19 protein-coding genes are annotated in these 15,204 nt (G+C 58.0%); 9 read left to right on the top strand and 10 right to left on the bottom strand.

Annotation, left to right across the window (positions count from 1 at the left end; genetic code table 11):
• Positions 1–542: 542 nt before the first annotated feature.
• The 8 genes from P3T20_RS22200 to P3T20_RS22235 form a co-directional block, all read right to left on the bottom strand.
• The gene (locus P3T20_RS22200) at positions 543–851 is read right to left on the bottom strand and encodes an NUDIX domain-containing protein (RefSeq protein WP_429287825.1); all 309 of its coding nucleotides are present in this window, start codon (positions 849–851) and stop codon (positions 543–545) included.
• 86 nt (positions 852–937) lie between these two features.
• Positions 938–1,294 (bottom strand): cupin domain-containing protein, encoded by a 357-nt coding sequence (locus P3T20_RS22205; RefSeq protein ID WP_429287826.1) that lies wholly within the window; start codon positions 1,292–1,294, stop codon positions 938–940.
• A 145-nt stretch (positions 1,295–1,439) separates the two neighbouring features.
• On the bottom strand, positions 1,440–1,631 hold the full coding sequence (locus tag P3T20_RS22210; RefSeq protein ID WP_429287827.1) for a pyridoxine 5'-phosphate oxidase C-terminal domain-containing protein: 192 nt from the start codon (positions 1,629–1,631) through the stop codon (positions 1,440–1,442).
• A 105-nt stretch (positions 1,632–1,736) separates the two neighbouring features.
• A complete protein-coding gene (locus P3T20_RS22215) occupies positions 1,737–2,024 on the bottom strand; it encodes a pyridoxamine 5'-phosphate oxidase family protein (RefSeq protein WP_429287828.1) in 288 nt (95 codons plus the stop codon).
• Between the two features lie 62 nt (positions 2,025–2,086).
• On the bottom strand, positions 2,087–2,764 hold the full coding sequence (locus P3T20_RS22220) for an HAD family hydrolase (protein ID WP_429287829.1): 678 nt from the start codon (positions 2,762–2,764) through the stop codon (positions 2,087–2,089).
• Between the two features lie 12 nt (positions 2,765–2,776).
• On the bottom strand, positions 2,777–3,295 hold the full coding sequence (locus P3T20_RS22225) for a GNAT family N-acetyltransferase (protein WP_429287830.1): 519 nt from the start codon (positions 3,293–3,295) through the stop codon (positions 2,777–2,779).
• A 108-nt stretch (positions 3,296–3,403) separates the two neighbouring features.
• Positions 3,404–3,904 carry a hypothetical protein gene (locus P3T20_RS22230; protein WP_429287831.1) on the bottom strand — a complete coding sequence of 167 codons (501 nt, stop codon included), beginning with the start codon at positions 3,902–3,904 and terminating at the stop codon, positions 3,404–3,406.
• 339 nt (positions 3,905–4,243) lie between these two features.
• Positions 4,244–4,693 (bottom strand): hypothetical protein, encoded by a 450-nt coding sequence (locus P3T20_RS22235; RefSeq protein ID WP_429287832.1) that lies wholly within the window; start codon positions 4,691–4,693, stop codon positions 4,244–4,246.
• Positions 4,694–4,762: 69 nt separating this feature from the next.
• Here P3T20_RS22235 and P3T20_RS22240 point away from each other — a divergent pair, with 69 nt between their 5' ends.
• From P3T20_RS22240 to P3T20_RS22275, 8 genes are all read left to right on the top strand, one after another.
• The gene (locus tag P3T20_RS22240) at positions 4,763–4,876 is read left to right on the top strand and encodes a helix-turn-helix domain-containing protein (protein WP_083611671.1); all 114 of its coding nucleotides are present in this window, start codon (positions 4,763–4,765) and stop codon (positions 4,874–4,876) included.
• A 344-nt stretch (positions 4,877–5,220) separates the two neighbouring features.
• Positions 5,221–5,826 (top strand): hypothetical protein, encoded by a 606-nt coding sequence (locus P3T20_RS22245; protein WP_429287833.1) that lies wholly within the window; start codon positions 5,221–5,223, stop codon positions 5,824–5,826.
• Positions 5,827–5,851: 25 nt separating this feature from the next.
• Positions 5,852–6,418, top strand: coding sequence for a hypothetical protein (locus tag P3T20_RS22250; protein ID WP_429287834.1), 567 nt, complete (start codon positions 5,852–5,854; stop codon positions 6,416–6,418).
• A 52-nt stretch (positions 6,419–6,470) separates the two neighbouring features.
• On the top strand, positions 6,471–7,637 hold the full coding sequence (locus tag P3T20_RS22255) for a metallophosphoesterase family protein (RefSeq protein ID WP_429287835.1): 1,167 nt from the start codon (positions 6,471–6,473) through the stop codon (positions 7,635–7,637).
• Positions 7,634–8,896, top strand: coding sequence for an MFS transporter (locus P3T20_RS22260; RefSeq protein ID WP_429287836.1), 1,263 nt, complete (start codon positions 7,634–7,636; stop codon positions 8,894–8,896). Before P3T20_RS22255 ends, P3T20_RS22260 begins: the two co-directional genes overlap by 4 nt.
• A 21-nt stretch (positions 8,897–8,917) precedes the next feature.
• Positions 8,918–10,168 carry an arsenic transporter gene (locus P3T20_RS22265; protein ID WP_429287837.1) on the top strand — a complete coding sequence of 417 codons (1,251 nt, stop codon included), beginning with the start codon at positions 8,918–8,920 and terminating at the stop codon, positions 10,166–10,168.
• A 15-nt stretch (positions 10,169–10,183) separates the two neighbouring features.
• Positions 10,184–10,633 (top strand): DMT family transporter, encoded by a 450-nt coding sequence (locus tag P3T20_RS22270; protein WP_429287838.1) that lies wholly within the window; start codon positions 10,184–10,186, stop codon positions 10,631–10,633.
• A gap of 40 nt (positions 10,634–10,673) precedes the next feature.
• A complete protein-coding gene (locus tag P3T20_RS22275) occupies positions 10,674–10,856 on the top strand; it encodes a hypothetical protein (protein WP_429287839.1) in 183 nt (60 codons plus the stop codon).
• A gap of 199 nt (positions 10,857–11,055) precedes the next feature.
• Here the strand turns inward: P3T20_RS22275 and P3T20_RS22280 are convergent, their stop codons facing one another.
• Positions 11,056–12,645, bottom strand: a complete 1,590-nt coding sequence (locus P3T20_RS22280; RefSeq protein WP_429287840.1) for a methyl-accepting chemotaxis protein — start codon at positions 12,643–12,645, stop codon at positions 11,056–11,058.
• Positions 12,646–13,388: 743 nt separating this feature from the next.
• Entirely contained in the window at positions 13,389–14,339 is a 951-nt protein-coding gene (locus P3T20_RS22285; RefSeq protein ID WP_429287841.1) for a LysR family transcriptional regulator, read from the bottom strand.
• Positions 14,340–14,456: 117 nt separating this feature from the next.
• Here P3T20_RS22285 and P3T20_RS22290 point away from each other — a divergent pair, with 117 nt between their 5' ends.
• Complete coding sequence (locus P3T20_RS22290; RefSeq protein WP_429288114.1) at positions 14,457–15,203, top strand: SDR family oxidoreductase; 747 nt, start codon at positions 14,457–14,459, stop codon at positions 15,201–15,203.
• Position 15,204 lies beyond the last annotated feature (1 nt).

Raw genomic sequence — 15,204 nt, forward strand, 5'->3', positions numbered from 1 at the left:
CACCTGGGCCTTGAACTCCTCGCTATAGCGTTGCCGACGACGACGCTCTGGGAGTGATTCCGATTCTATAGTGTTCACGTGTCCGCTTATTCGTGCAGTGGACACGATACTCCCAAGCGCCGCAGCCAGATTCAAGATGGGTTTGCTGGCCGCTTACGATTCAAGTCCAGTCAGTGTCATATTACATTCACAACGGCCGATCATTCGTGGAGTGCCGGCGATCTCGACTAACGTCTCGAACGTCTGAAAGTGGGCCGAAGCTCGTCCGATGCAATTGGCATACGTCGCCTGAAACTTACGGGCCGGTGATCGACAGTACGCGACCCACTACAGCCCTTCGGCCCGACGGATAGCGGACCTTCGGCGGTGTGGACTCGTGACCTCACCAAACACGACCGTCAAGGAATTTCATGCCCAGCCATAACTCGAGTAGTTGACTCCATCCCGAATGCAGCTTATGGCTTGGCGGACATAAGGGATCGTATTTCCTGGCAGATTCGAGTTATCTTTCCATGCCAGCAAATCATGTTTGTCAGTTTCGATTAATACAGGTTCGCCTTCCGGCTTACGTATCGCGAAGAAGAAACCGAGCCACTCGGTCCAGAATTGCGAACGTGGATGGTGTGGGCAAGTCGGAACGATTCTGGCGAAGCAGTAAGGCCGGTCTCCTCCGCGAGTTCCCGAGCAACTGCTACTTCCAGTCGCTCTTTGCAGTCTAGCGCTCCTGCCGGAAGGCTGAAATCGCCGTCGTGCCACCCGGTATTCGAGCGGCGTAGCATTAACACACGGTTACCGAATTCGACGTAAGCAAAGACACTAACGCTAAGTGCAAACCGTTCCCGACTTACCATATCATTCGTTCCTCACGGTCTCTTTGCGAGCAGACTCGGAATTATTTTTGAGTTCCCATCTTGATAACCTTCAACACGCCGCACGATTACACTTCCATCTTGTCATCCACCGAAGGTGATCGCAAGACCAGCGAACGATGCGGAACTTCAACGCGTATAAGCTGATGTGCCGTTCCTGACGGTACACACAGGACTTCACCAGCAGCGACGGTGAATAACTCTGCGTTAACGGCGATTACCATCGGACCTTCGAGAACGATGTAGATCTCGTCGCTTTCCCGGTGGGCATGGGCCACAGCATCCTGCCACGGTGTCGAGGTGTCGTTGAAGATGACTTGTAGCCCCTCGGACCGAAATGACAGTTCGTCAGTGGGGCTTCGTCCGCTGATCAGGGCCCAGTGGCTCGTGGTCACTTCCAGCTTGCGGTGAATCGGTTTTCTCATGTCCGTTTAGTCCAGAAGAGAAGCACATTAATTCAAGCAGGTCGCTGTCACCTCATAGGCACTGTCGGTCGGCTGTCACGGTCCGCGCGATTGCCGCCTGACGCAGTCAGGCCATGGTTAACCCTACGGAGACGGATGCAGACCGTTAAGGAACGAGTACTTGCTCCGACCAACCCGCGTGCGTCAGGCTGTACGCCCTCCGATCGTGCAGACGGTCTTCGACAGACCCGAGCCAAATTTCCACCTGCGTGGGTTTAAGTAGAAGCGTCGCGACCGTCTCGGGGCATTCAGTCAGGTCGCCTGAGGCAAGCGCCAGGGCGTCGACTTCGGCCAGCAATACTTCCCTCGACGCGATCGGCGAACTTTGCGACCGCCCGCGTGCGTGGTAAGTATCGGCGAGTCGACTGGCTTTGGGTCTCGCGCGCCAACTGGCGACTGTCGCCTAGTCGTGTTGGATGCGCGCATGACCTCGAAGTCGGCACTGGATCATCAGGGACGGCCAGAAACACAAGACTTCCCATTTATCAGCAGCGAGCTGCGCAACCTTCGGGCTTGTCGCACTGATCGATGCTATCAGGCCGTTGTCCGTCACTTCTCGCACTGTGATGACTCGCGCGACCGGCATACCGCCGTCGTCCAAAGTGACAAGCGTGACAAACATAGCACATGGGTCGCTCACGCGACTGGCCTGTTCGAAGAGATCGAGTACACGGTGCAGTGGATTGGTCATATACGCGAGCGAGATTCAACCATTGACGAAAGGGAGCGACCATTTGCTCATCGGACAGCCGTTCATCCAAATTTTGTGTCGCACGTCGTGAACCAGTCGGAAACATGGTCAACGGCTACGTCGAGCTTCCCTAATATCCGAAAGCTCAACTCGGCGACAGAGGTCGCCGGTGGCTTTAAGTCTGGAACGACGACCACTGCCATACCGGCACTGGCAGCCGCATGCGCGCCGTTATCGCTATCTTCAAAGGCTAAACAGGCAGCCACCGGCACGCCAAGCCGAAGGGCTGCAAGTTTGTAGACCGCCGGATCGGGTTTCCCACGCTCGACTTCGTCACCGCCAGCGATCGTCTTAAAAAATTGCAGCACGCCTACGCCCCCAAGGCGCGATCTGATCTCATCCACGGAAGATGACGAAGCGACAGCGTATGGAATACCTGCTCGCGATAACTCAGTCAGCAGAGCTCGTGCTCCGGATTTCAGCGGGAATACCGCATGCACGGATGGCTTGCTCAAGTGCAGCCGGACTCGGGTCAGCGCCTCCCGAAATGTAGCAGCCCCACCGAGCAACTCCGTCAGGATCAGTTCACATTCCGTAGACGACTTTCCTACAATCCGAAGATAATCGCCCGCCGACAATGCAATCCCGAGGTCCAATCCCACCGCGATCCACGTGTCCATGATCGCGCGCTCTGAATCGACCAGCAGGCCGTCCATGTCGAAGATCGCTGCTGAGAACATTTGCTGACCTGGCTAGATTGCTTTGCTCATGATAACGCTGCGGTAATTCGTATGCTTCCACTGCGCATATTCTATAAACCGATACTCCCGACGGCGGTACCATGCGACGAGATGATCGGCCGGCTCCGCCGTATCCAACGCGAGTTCAGTTGCGCCAGCTTCGACACCTCTCGACTCCACCAGATCCATCATGCGCGCTCCCAAGCCATTCGACCGTAACTCTGGCGCAACGGCGAATTGGCCAATGCTGGCAACATCGGGGCGGTCGAGCCATGCACTCCCACTGGTCTGCTCTACTGACTTGAACATAATCGTCCCGACCAAGGTACCCTCAGAAATCGCTACATAGCACTCACCCTCGTCAACGCGCCGCTGCGTGACTTCCTCTGACTGGTGCGTCGCCATGTAGCGCAATCCCATTGCTGCGAGATTGGCATATGCTCGATGCAAAAACCGGGTGAGATCAGGTATGGAATCCGAGGAAGTAAGACGACGTAGTTCGATCCCTTCTAGTCCGCTTTTTGTCTTCATTGACTTCTTGGGTAGCGCTTGGGGAATTCATATTGTTGATAAGTTTTCGGGCAATCTCGATGCACCGAAACTGGCCGGGTAGCGGCCAGTGCCTGCGAGCTTAGGCGATCAATTGCCGTCGAAGAAAGCAAACAACTTAACCAGCGTCGCAGCCGTCGAAGCGTGAAGGACGACATGCAAGGTGTTGGGTACGATTCCATTATGCAAGGGTAGGAACGAGTGCGTGTTGCCGAACATGATTTGATAGCGCGCGGCACGCTTTGCATCGACCCGGACAAGGTAAGGAACCCACCAGGCATATAGTTCACCTAGGAAGAGAATGACATACGTACCCCTCAACCAACTACCCAGCCAATCCGGATAGGACTGGCCGAAATAGAGGCCGCTGAAGACCAAGCCTATGGTCCAGGGCACGCTCTGGATAAGAGTAACCACTATGAGACGCTGCAGCGTGTCTTGGTTACGCACTGCGCGGACGTCGTTTAATCGACCGAGCGGAATCCAGTCGTGGAACCAGAGGAAGGCAACCTGAAAAACTTGCAGCGCTATCAAAACTATCTGATCTGTCATGTCCATTGAATTGACTGTCGCACCCGCAAGACTTTGCATATTCCTGACGGCCCCATATTGAGCCGGCTGATTTACCGTTAGCGTCGAAGTTTGCATCAGACATTATTTTTCAACAACCGTCTTTGAAAATCAATTTCTCAGGTATGCGAAATAGATTTCGAATTCCCGATACCGGTCTTATGCGGTCTGCAACTTAGTCGCGTGGCCTTTCGATGCCAAATCCAGCGCTCCATGCATCTGCTCAGACGGGGGATTGTCAGCAATTCTGCCCTGCTCGTCGAATGTCTCTTTCTGGCCGATGACTGCCCGATGCAATCGGCATGCGACACTCGAAGCGCACCGGCCCGCGATCGGTAGCACGCGCCCCAGAGCGGTCCTTCACGTTCGCCGACAACAGCCATCCGACCGGGTATCGAGGTTCTGTCGATGCGGTCTTTCGTCGTTCTGCCATCGCTCCGAGCGGGTTACTGATTCGCCGACGGTGAACGTCAATCGGCTGTCCTGTAACTCCAGTCGCGTCCCCATGCTCAGCAATATATCTACGGCTTTCACGAATTCCATATCGCGCTTCAGTGAGTCGAGTGCATGACCACTCAGCCCAAAAACAGAAATGTCATCGATGAACGATTCAGGGGGTGTAAGCCCGAATAATCGATTCAACCATAAACTCTGTCCCTGTGCGCTGGATCGAATAAAGCAGATACTTCCGCCGACATTGCACCCAGCGCCCATCAACGTCAGCTTTTTGACGCGCCGCACGGTCACAACGCGGCTGACATCAGCAGCGGAAGCTTGTCCGAAAGTCGGTTCGATCGGTTCGAATCTCATCAGGTGCCCCCTTCTTCATGTAGTTGTTCGTCTCCGCCCTATCGGCTTCGGCGTGTTTTCGCGAAGACGATGATTTCCCACGCGTTGGCCGCAGCGGACAACAACCGCGCCGATGCTGCCCGCCAGTTGGACATTAGCCGCCAAACGCCCTATGCCAAGCTCTCGGCACTCGGGATCGAATGAAGTGTCAAGCAATCCGACGCGAGGTGTCGGGCCGCTTGACACTTGCATCGCTGGGTTGTCCGCAGGGCCCTGTCCTTCAGGGCTTGAGTAACATGGCATAGCGCTTGCAAATGTCTCCGTGTCGTTCAACGGAGAGCATCATGTCCTCAAAACAGTTCATCCGGGGGTGCCGCCAGCGTGAGCCTGTGAGCCGTACTAATTCGGCTTCCAAAATTGCGCGGGGTGCTGCCCTATCGCTTTGCCTCGTCACAATCGCATGCGTCGCGCAAACCCCTCCCGCTCCGGAGCCTGGTCTACCAGTCCCTCCGCCGGTTGCTGGCGGGCTGGGCGGCGCGGCGCCAACCATGCCCTCGCCGCCCCCACCGCCTGCACCCGCTCCCATAGCGGCGCAGCAGCAGTCTGTCGTCGCAACCGGAACCGTAAGCCGCTTCGTGATCAACCCGGAAGGCGACGTCGACGGATTTCTTCTGGCCGATGGTTCGCTCGTCCACTTCCCGCCACATATGGGCTCGCAGCTGGTGAGCGTCATACATCAAGGGGACGCGGTCCGGATCGCGGGCTTTCGGGACGGTGCGGGCAACATCACTGCGCAGCAAATCGCAAATGAACGAACGTCACAGCAGGTCGTCGACCAGCCGCCGCCATTCGATGCACTGCGTGCTCCGCCAGCATTGCGCGGCGCAGGACTGGTCAGGCTAAGTGCCAAAGGCACAGTTGCACGCGTCACGACCGCGCCACGGGGAGAGCCTGACGGCGTGATGCTCCGTGATGGAACGATCATCAAGATGCCGCCACCGGTCGCACAGCAGTTTGCGAATCTCCTGCGACCAGACGTCGTCGTCGCCGCCACCGGATACGGTACGCGCAACCAATACGGCGAGGCGCTGCAAGCGATAGCCTTCGGGACGCCGGGCAATGTCACGCAGTTGTACAACGACATTCCCAACTGATTTTCATTTTTATCGGAGTTACACCATGCATTGGATTGACCCGGAATGCCTGCAGGAGACGCGCGGCATCGTCACCCAGTTCCTTTTGAATCCACACGGAGAACTGGACGGATTCATCCTCGGTAACGACAGACAGGTGCATTTCCCACCACATCTGTCCAGACAGGTCGCAAAACTGATTGGCATTGGCGACAAGGTGCGCGTGCGCGGTGTGAAGCCCCGCGAGGCCGACATCGTGGCTGCCGTTCAGTTGACGTCTGGCACGGGCGTCACGATTGTCGACGAAGGACCGCATCACGGTGGCGAGAAACATGAGAAGCCGCACGTTGAAAAGCGCCCCATGGAGGCGATGGGCGAAATCAGGCTCTCGTTATATGGACCCAAAGGTGAACTTCGCGGCGCGCTGCTGACCGACGGAACGGCAATTCGTATGCCCCCGCACGCTGCCGCGGAGCTGGCCAGCTACCTCGCACCCGGCGTCCATATCCAGGTCTGGGGGCACGGGGTAAAGAACCGGTACGGCAAAACCATCGAGGTCGATGACATCGCCGAACTGGTCGACGCTGACAGTCTTTCGGCGTCGACGGAATAGTGCACCCGAACCCGACCTGATACCGAAGAGTGCATCGAAGGAGAAACGCGAGATGGCACAGGAGAAAAGCGCAGGACAGGCATCGAAGATGCCAACACGCGGCGGGCCGCTTGTGTGGATGCATATTGGGGACCTGCATCTGACCGATGCCGGACTGCCCAACCATCTCGCGCTACGCGACATTGTCCTGCAGGCTAACGCGCATCTCGCGGGGCAGATCGACTTTGTCGTGCTACCCGGCGACAACACCGACGACGGAACAGCCCGGCAATACGAAATTCTGCGCAGCGAACTGGACCAGCTCGAGCTCCCAATTCACATCATCCCGGGCGACCACGACTTCAAGTCGGGCAACCTGCATGCATTTCACGACGTGCTTCGTGCAGAGCATGTCCCGAGGGTAATCACGGTGGGTGGCTACCGCTGCATCTTCCTGGACTACGTTTCGGCCGGTACAGGCGGCCCCGACTTCAGACTGGGGGAGTCACAACTCGTTTGGCTCCGGGCGGTGCTACAAAGTGCTGCGGCAGAAGGCAGAGAGTCGGTGGTCTTCGCGCATGCGTATCCGGCAGACCTCGCCGACTCTGTGGAAGCCAACGCTTTCCACGGGATGCTGCAGGAGTTTCGCGTCGCGGTGGTTGATATGGGACACACGCACTACAACGAACTCGCGAACGACGGCAGGACCATCTACGCATCGACACGCTCAACCGGCCAGATAGAGGAAGGACCGGTCGGCTTCTCACTCCTCGCGGTGGATGAAGGCGTAGTGAGCTGGCGCTTCAAACCCCTGGATGAGCCATGGCCTGTCGCGATGATTACCTCGCCAGCCGACAGGCGACTGATCACCCGACCTCATTTACCCAATCACGTGCCCTCAGGTCAAACCACGGTCAGGACAAAGGCATGGAGCGCACGAGGTGTCACGCAGGTCGACTGCAGGATTGACGACAGCGATTGGCAACCGATGAATTTCGTCGCGTCGAAAGAAATCTGGACGCTGGATTGCAAAATCCCCGAGGGAACATTCAAGGTTACCGTTCGCGCAACCGACCAGGCCGGCTCCACAGGGTTCGACCGCATCGAAGCCACGACGACATTCGACGAAACGGATGAACCACGGGCCGATGGCAGTGACCGCGATGCGATTGGTGCGTGGGAAGAAAAACACATCCTGGGTACCCAGCTCGGACCGAATCGTAACGGGAGAAAGTGGTGAGCAAGGCCGCCCGCTCCACTCTCCACGCGCTGGATGCAACCAACTTCTTCATGGCTGACGTGCAGGCCGGAATCGGTCCATTCGTCGGAGTCTTTCTGCAAGCGCGGGGTTGGGGTCCTGGCCTGATCGGCGCAGTGATGACGGTGGGCGGCATCGCCGGGATGCTGGCGACGACGCCCGCAGGTGCGATCGTCGACGCAACCCGATACAAGCGCGCGGTGGTGGTCATTGCCTGCGTGATGACGATGTTTGCCTCTGCATTGCTATGGGTCTCGAATTCGTGGCCGGTCGTCGCGCTGTCGCAGGTCGCAACCGCTGTGACAGGAGCGGCCATCGGGCCGGCCCTGGCGGGCATCTGTCTTGGCCTCGTCCATCGTGCCGGATTCGATCGCCAGTTCAGCCGCAACCAGGTCGCAAACCACGCGGGCAACGTAATCGCCGCCGCGTTGTCGGGCTGGCTGGGCTGGCGCTTCGGTTATGGAGCGGTCTTTTTACTCAGCATCGCGTTCGCGCTACTCTCGCTCGCGTCAGTCCTTGCGATCCCGGCCCACTCTATTGACCACGACGCGGCGCGCGGGCTCGTCCACCGTGACAAAACGCACGATCCCGATACAGCGGAGCGCTGGAAGATGCTCCTGCGGCACCGGCCACTGCTTGCGCTCGCGGTGTCGTTGGGACTGTTCCACCTGGGTAACGCCGCGATGCTGCCGCTATACGGCCTCGCCCTCGTTGCCGGCCATCGGGCCAATGGCAGTGTTGCAACGGCCGAGACAATCGTCATTGCCCAGTCGGTGATGGTTGTGGCGGCGCTTGCGGCGAATCGTCTGTTCCGGTGGCGCGGCTACTGGTGGGTCATGCTGCTGTCGTTCCTGGCTTTGCCATTGCGCGGGCTGATCGCCGCCCATGTGGTCAGCCTATGGGGCATCTGGCCGGTGCAGATGCTTGACGGGATCGGTGCCGGTTTACAAAGCGTCGCCGTGCCGGCACTCGTTGTCCGCCTCTTGCAGGGGACGGGACGCGTCAACGTAGGACAGGGACTCGTCATGACTGTTCAGGGTGTCGGGGCAGGCCTGAGTCCGGCGCTGGGCGGATATCTTGCGCACGCATTCGGTTACCCAGCGGCGTTTCTGGCACTTGGCGGTATCGCAGTGGGATCAGTTGCGGTCTGGGTGTTGTTCGGCGCCGAAGTGCGGCAGGCCTGCAAAGACGGCGACGCAGAAGTTGCGCCAGAACCTTCCCAGCCTGCCGCGGCGACCTGATTCACTCAATCCGGGAGATTCATGAACTCAATCTGGGCATCATGGGGTATTGCCGCCGCAGCCACATTCGGCGTCATAGCACGTCCGTTCCGCTGGCCTGAGGCTATCTGGGCCGTGGCCGGCGCGGCATTGCTCATCATTCTTGGTCTTCTTCCCCTTGATCTCGCCTGGCAGGCCGTCGGCAAGGGGGCAGACGTCTACCTCTTTCTGATTGGCATGATGCTGCTTTCAGAGGTGGCGCGGCGCGAAGGCCTCTTTGACTGGGTGGCCGTGCAGGCAGTGAACCACGCGCGTGGATCGCCGAAGCGGCTGTTCGTCCTGGTCTACGGTGTCGGTATTGTCACAACCACGTTCCTGTCGAACGACGCGACCGCAGTTGTGCTCACTCCCGCCGTATTCGCCGCGGCGCGTGCGGCAAAAACCAGGCCGTTACCGCTGTTGCTGGTGTGTGCGTTCATCGCGAATGCCGCGAGTTTTGTACTGCCAATCTCGAATCCTGCCAACCTTGTACTGTACGGTAATCACGTGCCGCCGCTTGGGCCATGGTTCGCCCGGTTCGCGCTGCCTTCGGTGCTTTCGGTCATCGTCACGTTCGCCATGTTGCGCGTAACGCAGAGTCGCGCGCTCGACGGAACCTGCGAGTCTGAGCTTGAGCCGGTGCCGCTCACTACGGGCGGACGTATTTCTCTTGCTGGTATTGCGACGACGGCCCTCGCCTTGATGACCGTCTCCGCCCTGGATATGCAACTCGGCCTGCCGACCGCGCTGCTCGGCGTGCTGACAACCCTTGCGGTGATGCTAACGGAGCGTCGTTCACCCTGGCCGGTCGTCAAGGAAATTTCATGGGATGTACTGCCGCTTGTTGCTGGGCTATTCGTCCTGGTCGCAATGCTTGAGCACACCGGCGTGATCGAGATGCTGGCGCGCACCCTTGCGGCGGCTACACGCTCCGGGGAAACGGCAGCCGGGTTAATTGCGGGTGCCGCGCTGGCAGTCGCATGCAATCTGGTGAACAACCTGCCAGCGGGCCTGGTCGCAAGTTCCACACTGATGCAGGCGCACAGCCCAGAACGAATCGTTGATGCACTGCTCATCGGCGTGGACCTCGGTCCGAACCTGTCAGTCACGGGGTCGCTTGCGACCATACTCTGGCTGAACGCGATACGCCGTGAAGGAGAGAACGTGGGATTTCTGGATTTTCTGAAGGTGGGAGGCGTCGTGATGTTTCCCGCGCTCGCCTGTGCGCTCGCGGCGCGCATTTTTTTCAGCTGAAACGCGAGGTTGACCATGCTCAACGGCATCTGGCTGTACCCGTTCATCGTCATCGCCGGCATCCTGCAGGCGGCCGGTGCGCCCATCAACGGCCAGCTCAAAGGTTCGCTCGTCAATCCGTGGCTCGCATCGAGCGTCTCATTTCTGCTGGTGACCTTTCTGGCGATAGCGCTGTTCTGCATTCAGCCGCATCCATTACCGACTCTGGCCGATCTGCGCAACATGAAATGGTGGGCGCCGTTGGGCGGCATCGTTGGCGCGGTTGCCGTATTCGCCGGGCTGACCCTTGTGCAAAAGGTAGGGGTGGGCACGCTGAACGGGCTGACTATATGCGCGAACCTGGTGGCCTCTGTCGCGATTGACCACTTCGGGCTGATCGGTGTGCCGGAACATGCGCTGAGCTGGCCGAGGCTGGCGGGTGCGCTACCGATGATCGCCGGTGTTGCGTTGGTCATGCGCTTTTAATGCGGGTAGCGCCGCGGAACTGCCCCGTTGGAAACGATGCGTGCGCGCGGTCGACTGGCGTCTCGTCCCGGTCCTTGCGCTGGTCGTAGTTGCAACGGCCACCTCATACGGCTATCACCGGCTGTTGCTCGCGCAACGCGATCTGATTGAGCACACGTATGAGGTCATCTCGACGCTCGAAGCGATCCTGCAGCAGGTCACTGACGCCGAAACAGGGCCCTAAACTCACGAGCCGGTGATCGACAGCACGCGACCCAATACAGACGCTCGAATTTCTCCAAAGCGGCCGTTCGGCCGCTATGCCAATTCACGATTGCACTGCACAGAAACTTCCTGGCGCTGAGCTTGGATTGCGGCTCCCCCCAGACTTTCAACCCGAGTCATACCGTGAAGTACTTTGGCGGCGATTCTGACTAGCGCTGTCAGGCCAGCAATGCAGACGGGGCGCTGTCCGACAGTTTGAACACCGCCACGGCTTGCACCAATTGTTGGGCTTGGGACTTCAGGCTTTCCGCGGCTGCAGCGCTCTCTTCTACCAACGCAGCGTTCTGCTGCGTCACCTGGTCCATCTGGCTCACTGCCTCACCTACTTGCCCCACGCCGACGCTCTGCTCGTTGCTGGCAACACTGATCTCACCAACGATTTCGGTCACACGTTTGATCGCGCTGACGATTTCGGACATCGTCGTGCCAGCCTGATTTACCAAGGCAGTTCCCTGATTTACACGTTCGACGCTGGTTGAGATCAGAGTCTTGATTTCTTTTGCCGCAGCGGCGCTACGCTGTGCCAGGTTGCGCACCTCGCCAGCAACCACAGCAAAACCGCGACCCTGGTCACCGGCACGTGCCGCTTCGACTGCAGCGTTCAGTGCCAGGATATTTGTCTGGAAGGCGATACCGTCAATCACGCTGATAATCTCGGCAATCTTTTTTGAACTGTCGTTGATACCCGTCATCGTTTCGACTACCTCATCGACAACCTTTCCGCCTTTGAGGGCGATCGTACTCGCGCTTAGCGACAGTTCGTTGGCCACCTGGGCATTTTCTGCATTCTGTTTGACGGTCGCCGTGAGTTGCTCCATGGACGCGGCAGTTTCTTCCAGCGCGCTCGCCTGCTCCTCGGTGCGACTCGACAGATCCAGATTACCCTGAGCGATTTGTGCACTCGCCGTAGCCACGCCGTCAGCGTTCTGGCGAACATCGGACACAACCCGCAACAAACCGTCACGCATGTTCTTCAGCGAGGCCATCAGACTACTCGTGTCACCAGGCCGCAGGTCGATGTTCACGCTGAGATCCCCTTCCGCGACTCCTTTCGCAAGGTCGGCGGCTATCGCTGGCTCCGTCCCGAGTTGCCGCGTCAGGCTACGCGTGAGCCACATGCCGATTCCGATTCCGGCCAAGGTAGAGAAGATCACCAGGGCAATCATCAGATTGCGACTTTCTACATACAGATCCTGATTGGATTCCGCAGCCTCCTTCGCGTTCTCCTGCTTCACATCTACCAACGTGGTGATCAGCTCGTCAACCTTGTTGACCTTCTGTCGGAAGTCGCCAAATAGCTTTTCCGTGAGTTCTCCGCGATCCTGAAGGGAGGCAGTACCGGTTTTTGTTTCCATGTCCCTGAAAGCTTCGGAATAGTCACGCCAGCCTTGATCCAGTTCTGCAAAGACGTCTTTACCTTTTGCGCTCCAGTACAGTGGCCGGGCTTTATCAAGTGCTTCCCGCGCCTGTGCGAGGCTTTTCTCACTGTCGGCCAGAAACCCGGCCCGCTGCTCAGAGCTGGAGGCGAGAATGGCATTGCGGAGCGCACGGCCTGCCGTTAGCAGATCAACGTCCGCCCTCTGGGTCAGGGAAAGTCCGATCAGGTCAAGGTGGTAAACCTTGTCACCTTCATCGTTAATCCGGGCCATGTTCCGGATACCGATTCCGCTCACAACTGCGCCGATCAGGCACACGAGTACAAAAGCGCTGATCAGTTTGGTGCCAAGTTTCATGTTGCTGAATTTCATGCTGCCATTCCTTGAAGTAGAAGGACTTTTTCCATTGCAAGTTATCGCATCAGGCATGCAAAAATTCCGCACGCGGCTCCAGGTAAGAAGATCAATGCGTCGCCCCTCAGGATCGTCTGAAGAAAGCAGACGTCGCGCACGTTCATCATACAAATAGGAATCCTACGCGTAATTGATTTACGACATAGCGATTCATGTCCAGGGCCTTTCAACGCAAGCACTCTAGTAATATTTCGGCGCAGGCTCGCCGAACTTGAGAGGCTGTGTATAAATTTAGCCTCACGGGTTGTCGTAGGCAGAAGGTCTGGGATAGAAATGCTAGACAATCCATCATACGAACAAAGGCACTTAATGGAGTTCCGTTGCGATTGTTAGCAATCCATAGGGTGAAATCGAATGGCCGAAAGTGGCCGCGCCGCGCCAGACGACGGCCGGCTCAGGTTAATCCAGTGCCGTGATGCGATGATTGACGTGATCGGAAGCGCGGGCGTCAAAGCTGGTGTGTGCCTCGATCCCGCGACGTGCGGGGCAACTTGTCCAAGCCCATCAACATTGCTGACGAAATCCCGCCGAAGGCAAGAGTTGCGCCGATATAAAGGAGGTCCATGGCGTGTCTCCCGATGTTGTTTTGCACCTTTCATATCGGCTACAAATTCGTAAATGGTACGTAAATAGATTGAGGATATTTGTAAGCAAAGCGCCAAATCCCGTTAACCGTTCGGGCTGACTTCGTAGGGCCCTCTTCACCTCGCCGTCCGCGGGACAGCCACGCTCTTTGCGTTGCCTTTATCTTTCGTCGATTTGTTGGCCCATTCGCGTACCGCCTGCGAAAACAGCCTAAGCGCTTCCGGTGGGTGGCGGTTAGCCGGATAGTAGAGACACAAGCCTGGCATGGATGGACTCCAGTCCGGTAGTAGATGAACCAATCGGCCAGTCGCCAGATGTTCCACGACCAGATATTCCGGAACCCAGGCGACACCGATGCCGGCCAGCGCAGCATCGACCATCAGATTTGGGTTGCCTAGCGTCATGGGGCCATCGACATCGACACTGAGACCACTGCTTCGACGTTCAAACTCCCAGTGATATAGCGTACCGCTAAGAAATCGATAGCGGATGCATTTGTGCTGCCTCAGGTCCTGAGGTGTTTTCGGCGGCTGGTGGCGAGCAAGATATTCCGGCGATGCGACCGCTGCAAACCGGAATGCCGGACCGAATTCGACCGCAATCATGTCGCGCGGAACATCGTCGAGCACCCGTATCCCAGCGTCAAATCCGTCTGCCACGATATCGATCAGTCGCGTGTCCACGACGACCTCCACGTGGATCTCCGGATAAGCCGCGAGAAAATCCGGAAGCACGTGCTGGATCAGTGGTCGCGCGCCGGCCTCGGCCGAACTGATCCGGATTGATCCGGACGGCCGGGTACCTGCGGACATCACTTCATTAATGCCATCTTCAAGGTCGGCAAGTGCCGGACCGGCACGCTGCAACAAAAGTTCGCCAGCTTCAGTTAGCGCTACCGAGCGGGTCGTCCGATTAAAGAGGCGCACGTTGAGACCCGATTCGAGATTCCTGATCGCATGACTCAACGCCGGCGCGGAAACCCCCAGTTTTTTCGCCGCCGCGCGGAAACTTCGATGTTCAGCGACGGCAATGAACGCCGTCAGTTCCGACAGACCTGTGCGCAGCATAATTAACCTCCATTTAACACCCCGTGAAACTATAGCCTTATTGTTAATTGATTTGCATCAACCTAAGATCTGGACATTGATTTCAACCGGAGAAGGTCTGTGGAAACGCGCAATGGCTTGAGCAACAACATTGAAGGCAAAGTTGTTGTTATCACGGGTGCGAGCAGCGGCCTGGGCGAAGCGACTGCCAGGCATCTGAGCGCGCAGGGCGCGATCGTCGTACTGGGCGCGCGGCGGGTCGATCGCATTCAGTCGCTAGCAGAGGAATTAATCGACAAAGGCGGCAAGGCACTGGCTATGGCAACCGACGTGACTCGTCACGACGATGTCAAAGCATTGGTCGATGCAGCAGTGCAGACCTTCGGGCGCGTCGACGTCATGCTCAACAACGCCGGATTGATGCCGCATTCACCGCTTGAGCGCCTTAAGATCGATGACTGGAACCAGACGATCGACGTCAACATCAAGGGTGTGTTGTACGGGATCGCCGCTGCGTTGCCACACATGAAACAGCAGAAGAGCGGCCAGATCATCAACGTCGCTTCCGTGGCGGCGCGGATCGTGCGGCCCGGCAGCGCTGTCTATGCGGCAACCAAGAGCGCCGTGCTCATGATCTCGGAAGGCTTGCGCCAGGAAGTCAAACCCTACGGCCTTCGCACGACGATTCTCTCGCCGGGTGCGGTTGCGACAGAGCTTCCGAACAGCATTACGGAACCGGATATAGCCGGCTTCATTAGCAAGTTCTACGAAGAGATCGCGATCCCAGCTGAATCGTTCGCACGCGCCGTCGCCTTCGCGATTAGTCAGCCTCCGGAAGTCGACGTAAATGAGATCCTGTTTCGACCCACTCGTCAGGAAATCTAAG

The sequence above is a fragment of the Paraburkholderia sp. GAS206C genome (genome assembly GCF_050435645.1).
GTDB lineage: Bacteria > Pseudomonadota > Gammaproteobacteria > Burkholderiales > Burkholderiaceae > Paraburkholderia > Paraburkholderia phenazinium_B.

Coding starts and splice junctions, on each gene's coding strand:
- P3T20_RS22255 (WP_429287835.1), top strand. CDS start 6,471: ATGGCACAGGAGAAAAGCGCAGGACAGGCATCGAAGATGCCAACACGC.
- P3T20_RS22280 (WP_429287840.1), bottom strand. CDS start 12,645: ATGAAATTCAGCAACATGAAACTTGGCACCAAACTGATCAGCGCTTTT.
- P3T20_RS22205 (WP_429287826.1), bottom strand. CDS start 1,294: ATGAGAAAACCGATTCACCGCAAGCTGGAAGTGACCACGAGCCACTGG.
- P3T20_RS22245 (WP_429287833.1), top strand. CDS start 5,221: ATGCCCTCGCCGCCCCCACCGCCTGCACCCGCTCCCATAGCGGCGCAG.
- P3T20_RS22230 (WP_429287831.1), bottom strand. CDS start 3,904: ATGCAAAGTCTTGCGGGTGCGACAGTCAATTCAATGGACATGACAGAT.
- P3T20_RS22270 (WP_429287838.1), top strand. CDS start 10,184: ATGCTCAACGGCATCTGGCTGTACCCGTTCATCGTCATCGCCGGCATC.
- P3T20_RS22200 (WP_429287825.1), bottom strand. CDS start 851: ATGGTAAGTCGGGAACGGTTTGCACTTAGCGTTAGTGTCTTTGCTTAC.
- P3T20_RS22235 (WP_429287832.1), bottom strand. CDS start 4,693: ATGAGATTCGAACCGATCGAACCGACTTTCGGACAAGCTTCCGCTGCT.
- P3T20_RS22250 (WP_429287834.1), top strand. CDS start 5,852: ATGCATTGGATTGACCCGGAATGCCTGCAGGAGACGCGCGGCATCGTC.
- P3T20_RS22265 (WP_429287837.1), top strand. CDS start 8,918: ATGAACTCAATCTGGGCATCATGGGGTATTGCCGCCGCAGCCACATTC.
- P3T20_RS22285 (WP_429287841.1), bottom strand. CDS start 14,339: ATGCTGCGCACAGGTCTGTCGGAACTGACGGCGTTCATTGCCGTCGCT.
- P3T20_RS22220 (WP_429287829.1), bottom strand. CDS start 2,764: ATGTTCTCAGCAGCGATCTTCGACATGGACGGCCTGCTGGTCGATTCA.
- P3T20_RS22225 (WP_429287830.1), bottom strand. CDS start 3,295: ATGAAGACAAAAAGCGGACTAGAAGGGATCGAACTACGTCGTCTTACT.
- P3T20_RS22215 (WP_429287828.1), bottom strand. CDS start 2,024: ATGACCAATCCACTGCACCGTGTACTCGATCTCTTCGAACAGGCCAGT.
- P3T20_RS22240 (WP_083611671.1), top strand. CDS start 4,763: ATGATTTCCCACGCGTTGGCCGCAGCGGACAACAACCGCGCCGATGCT.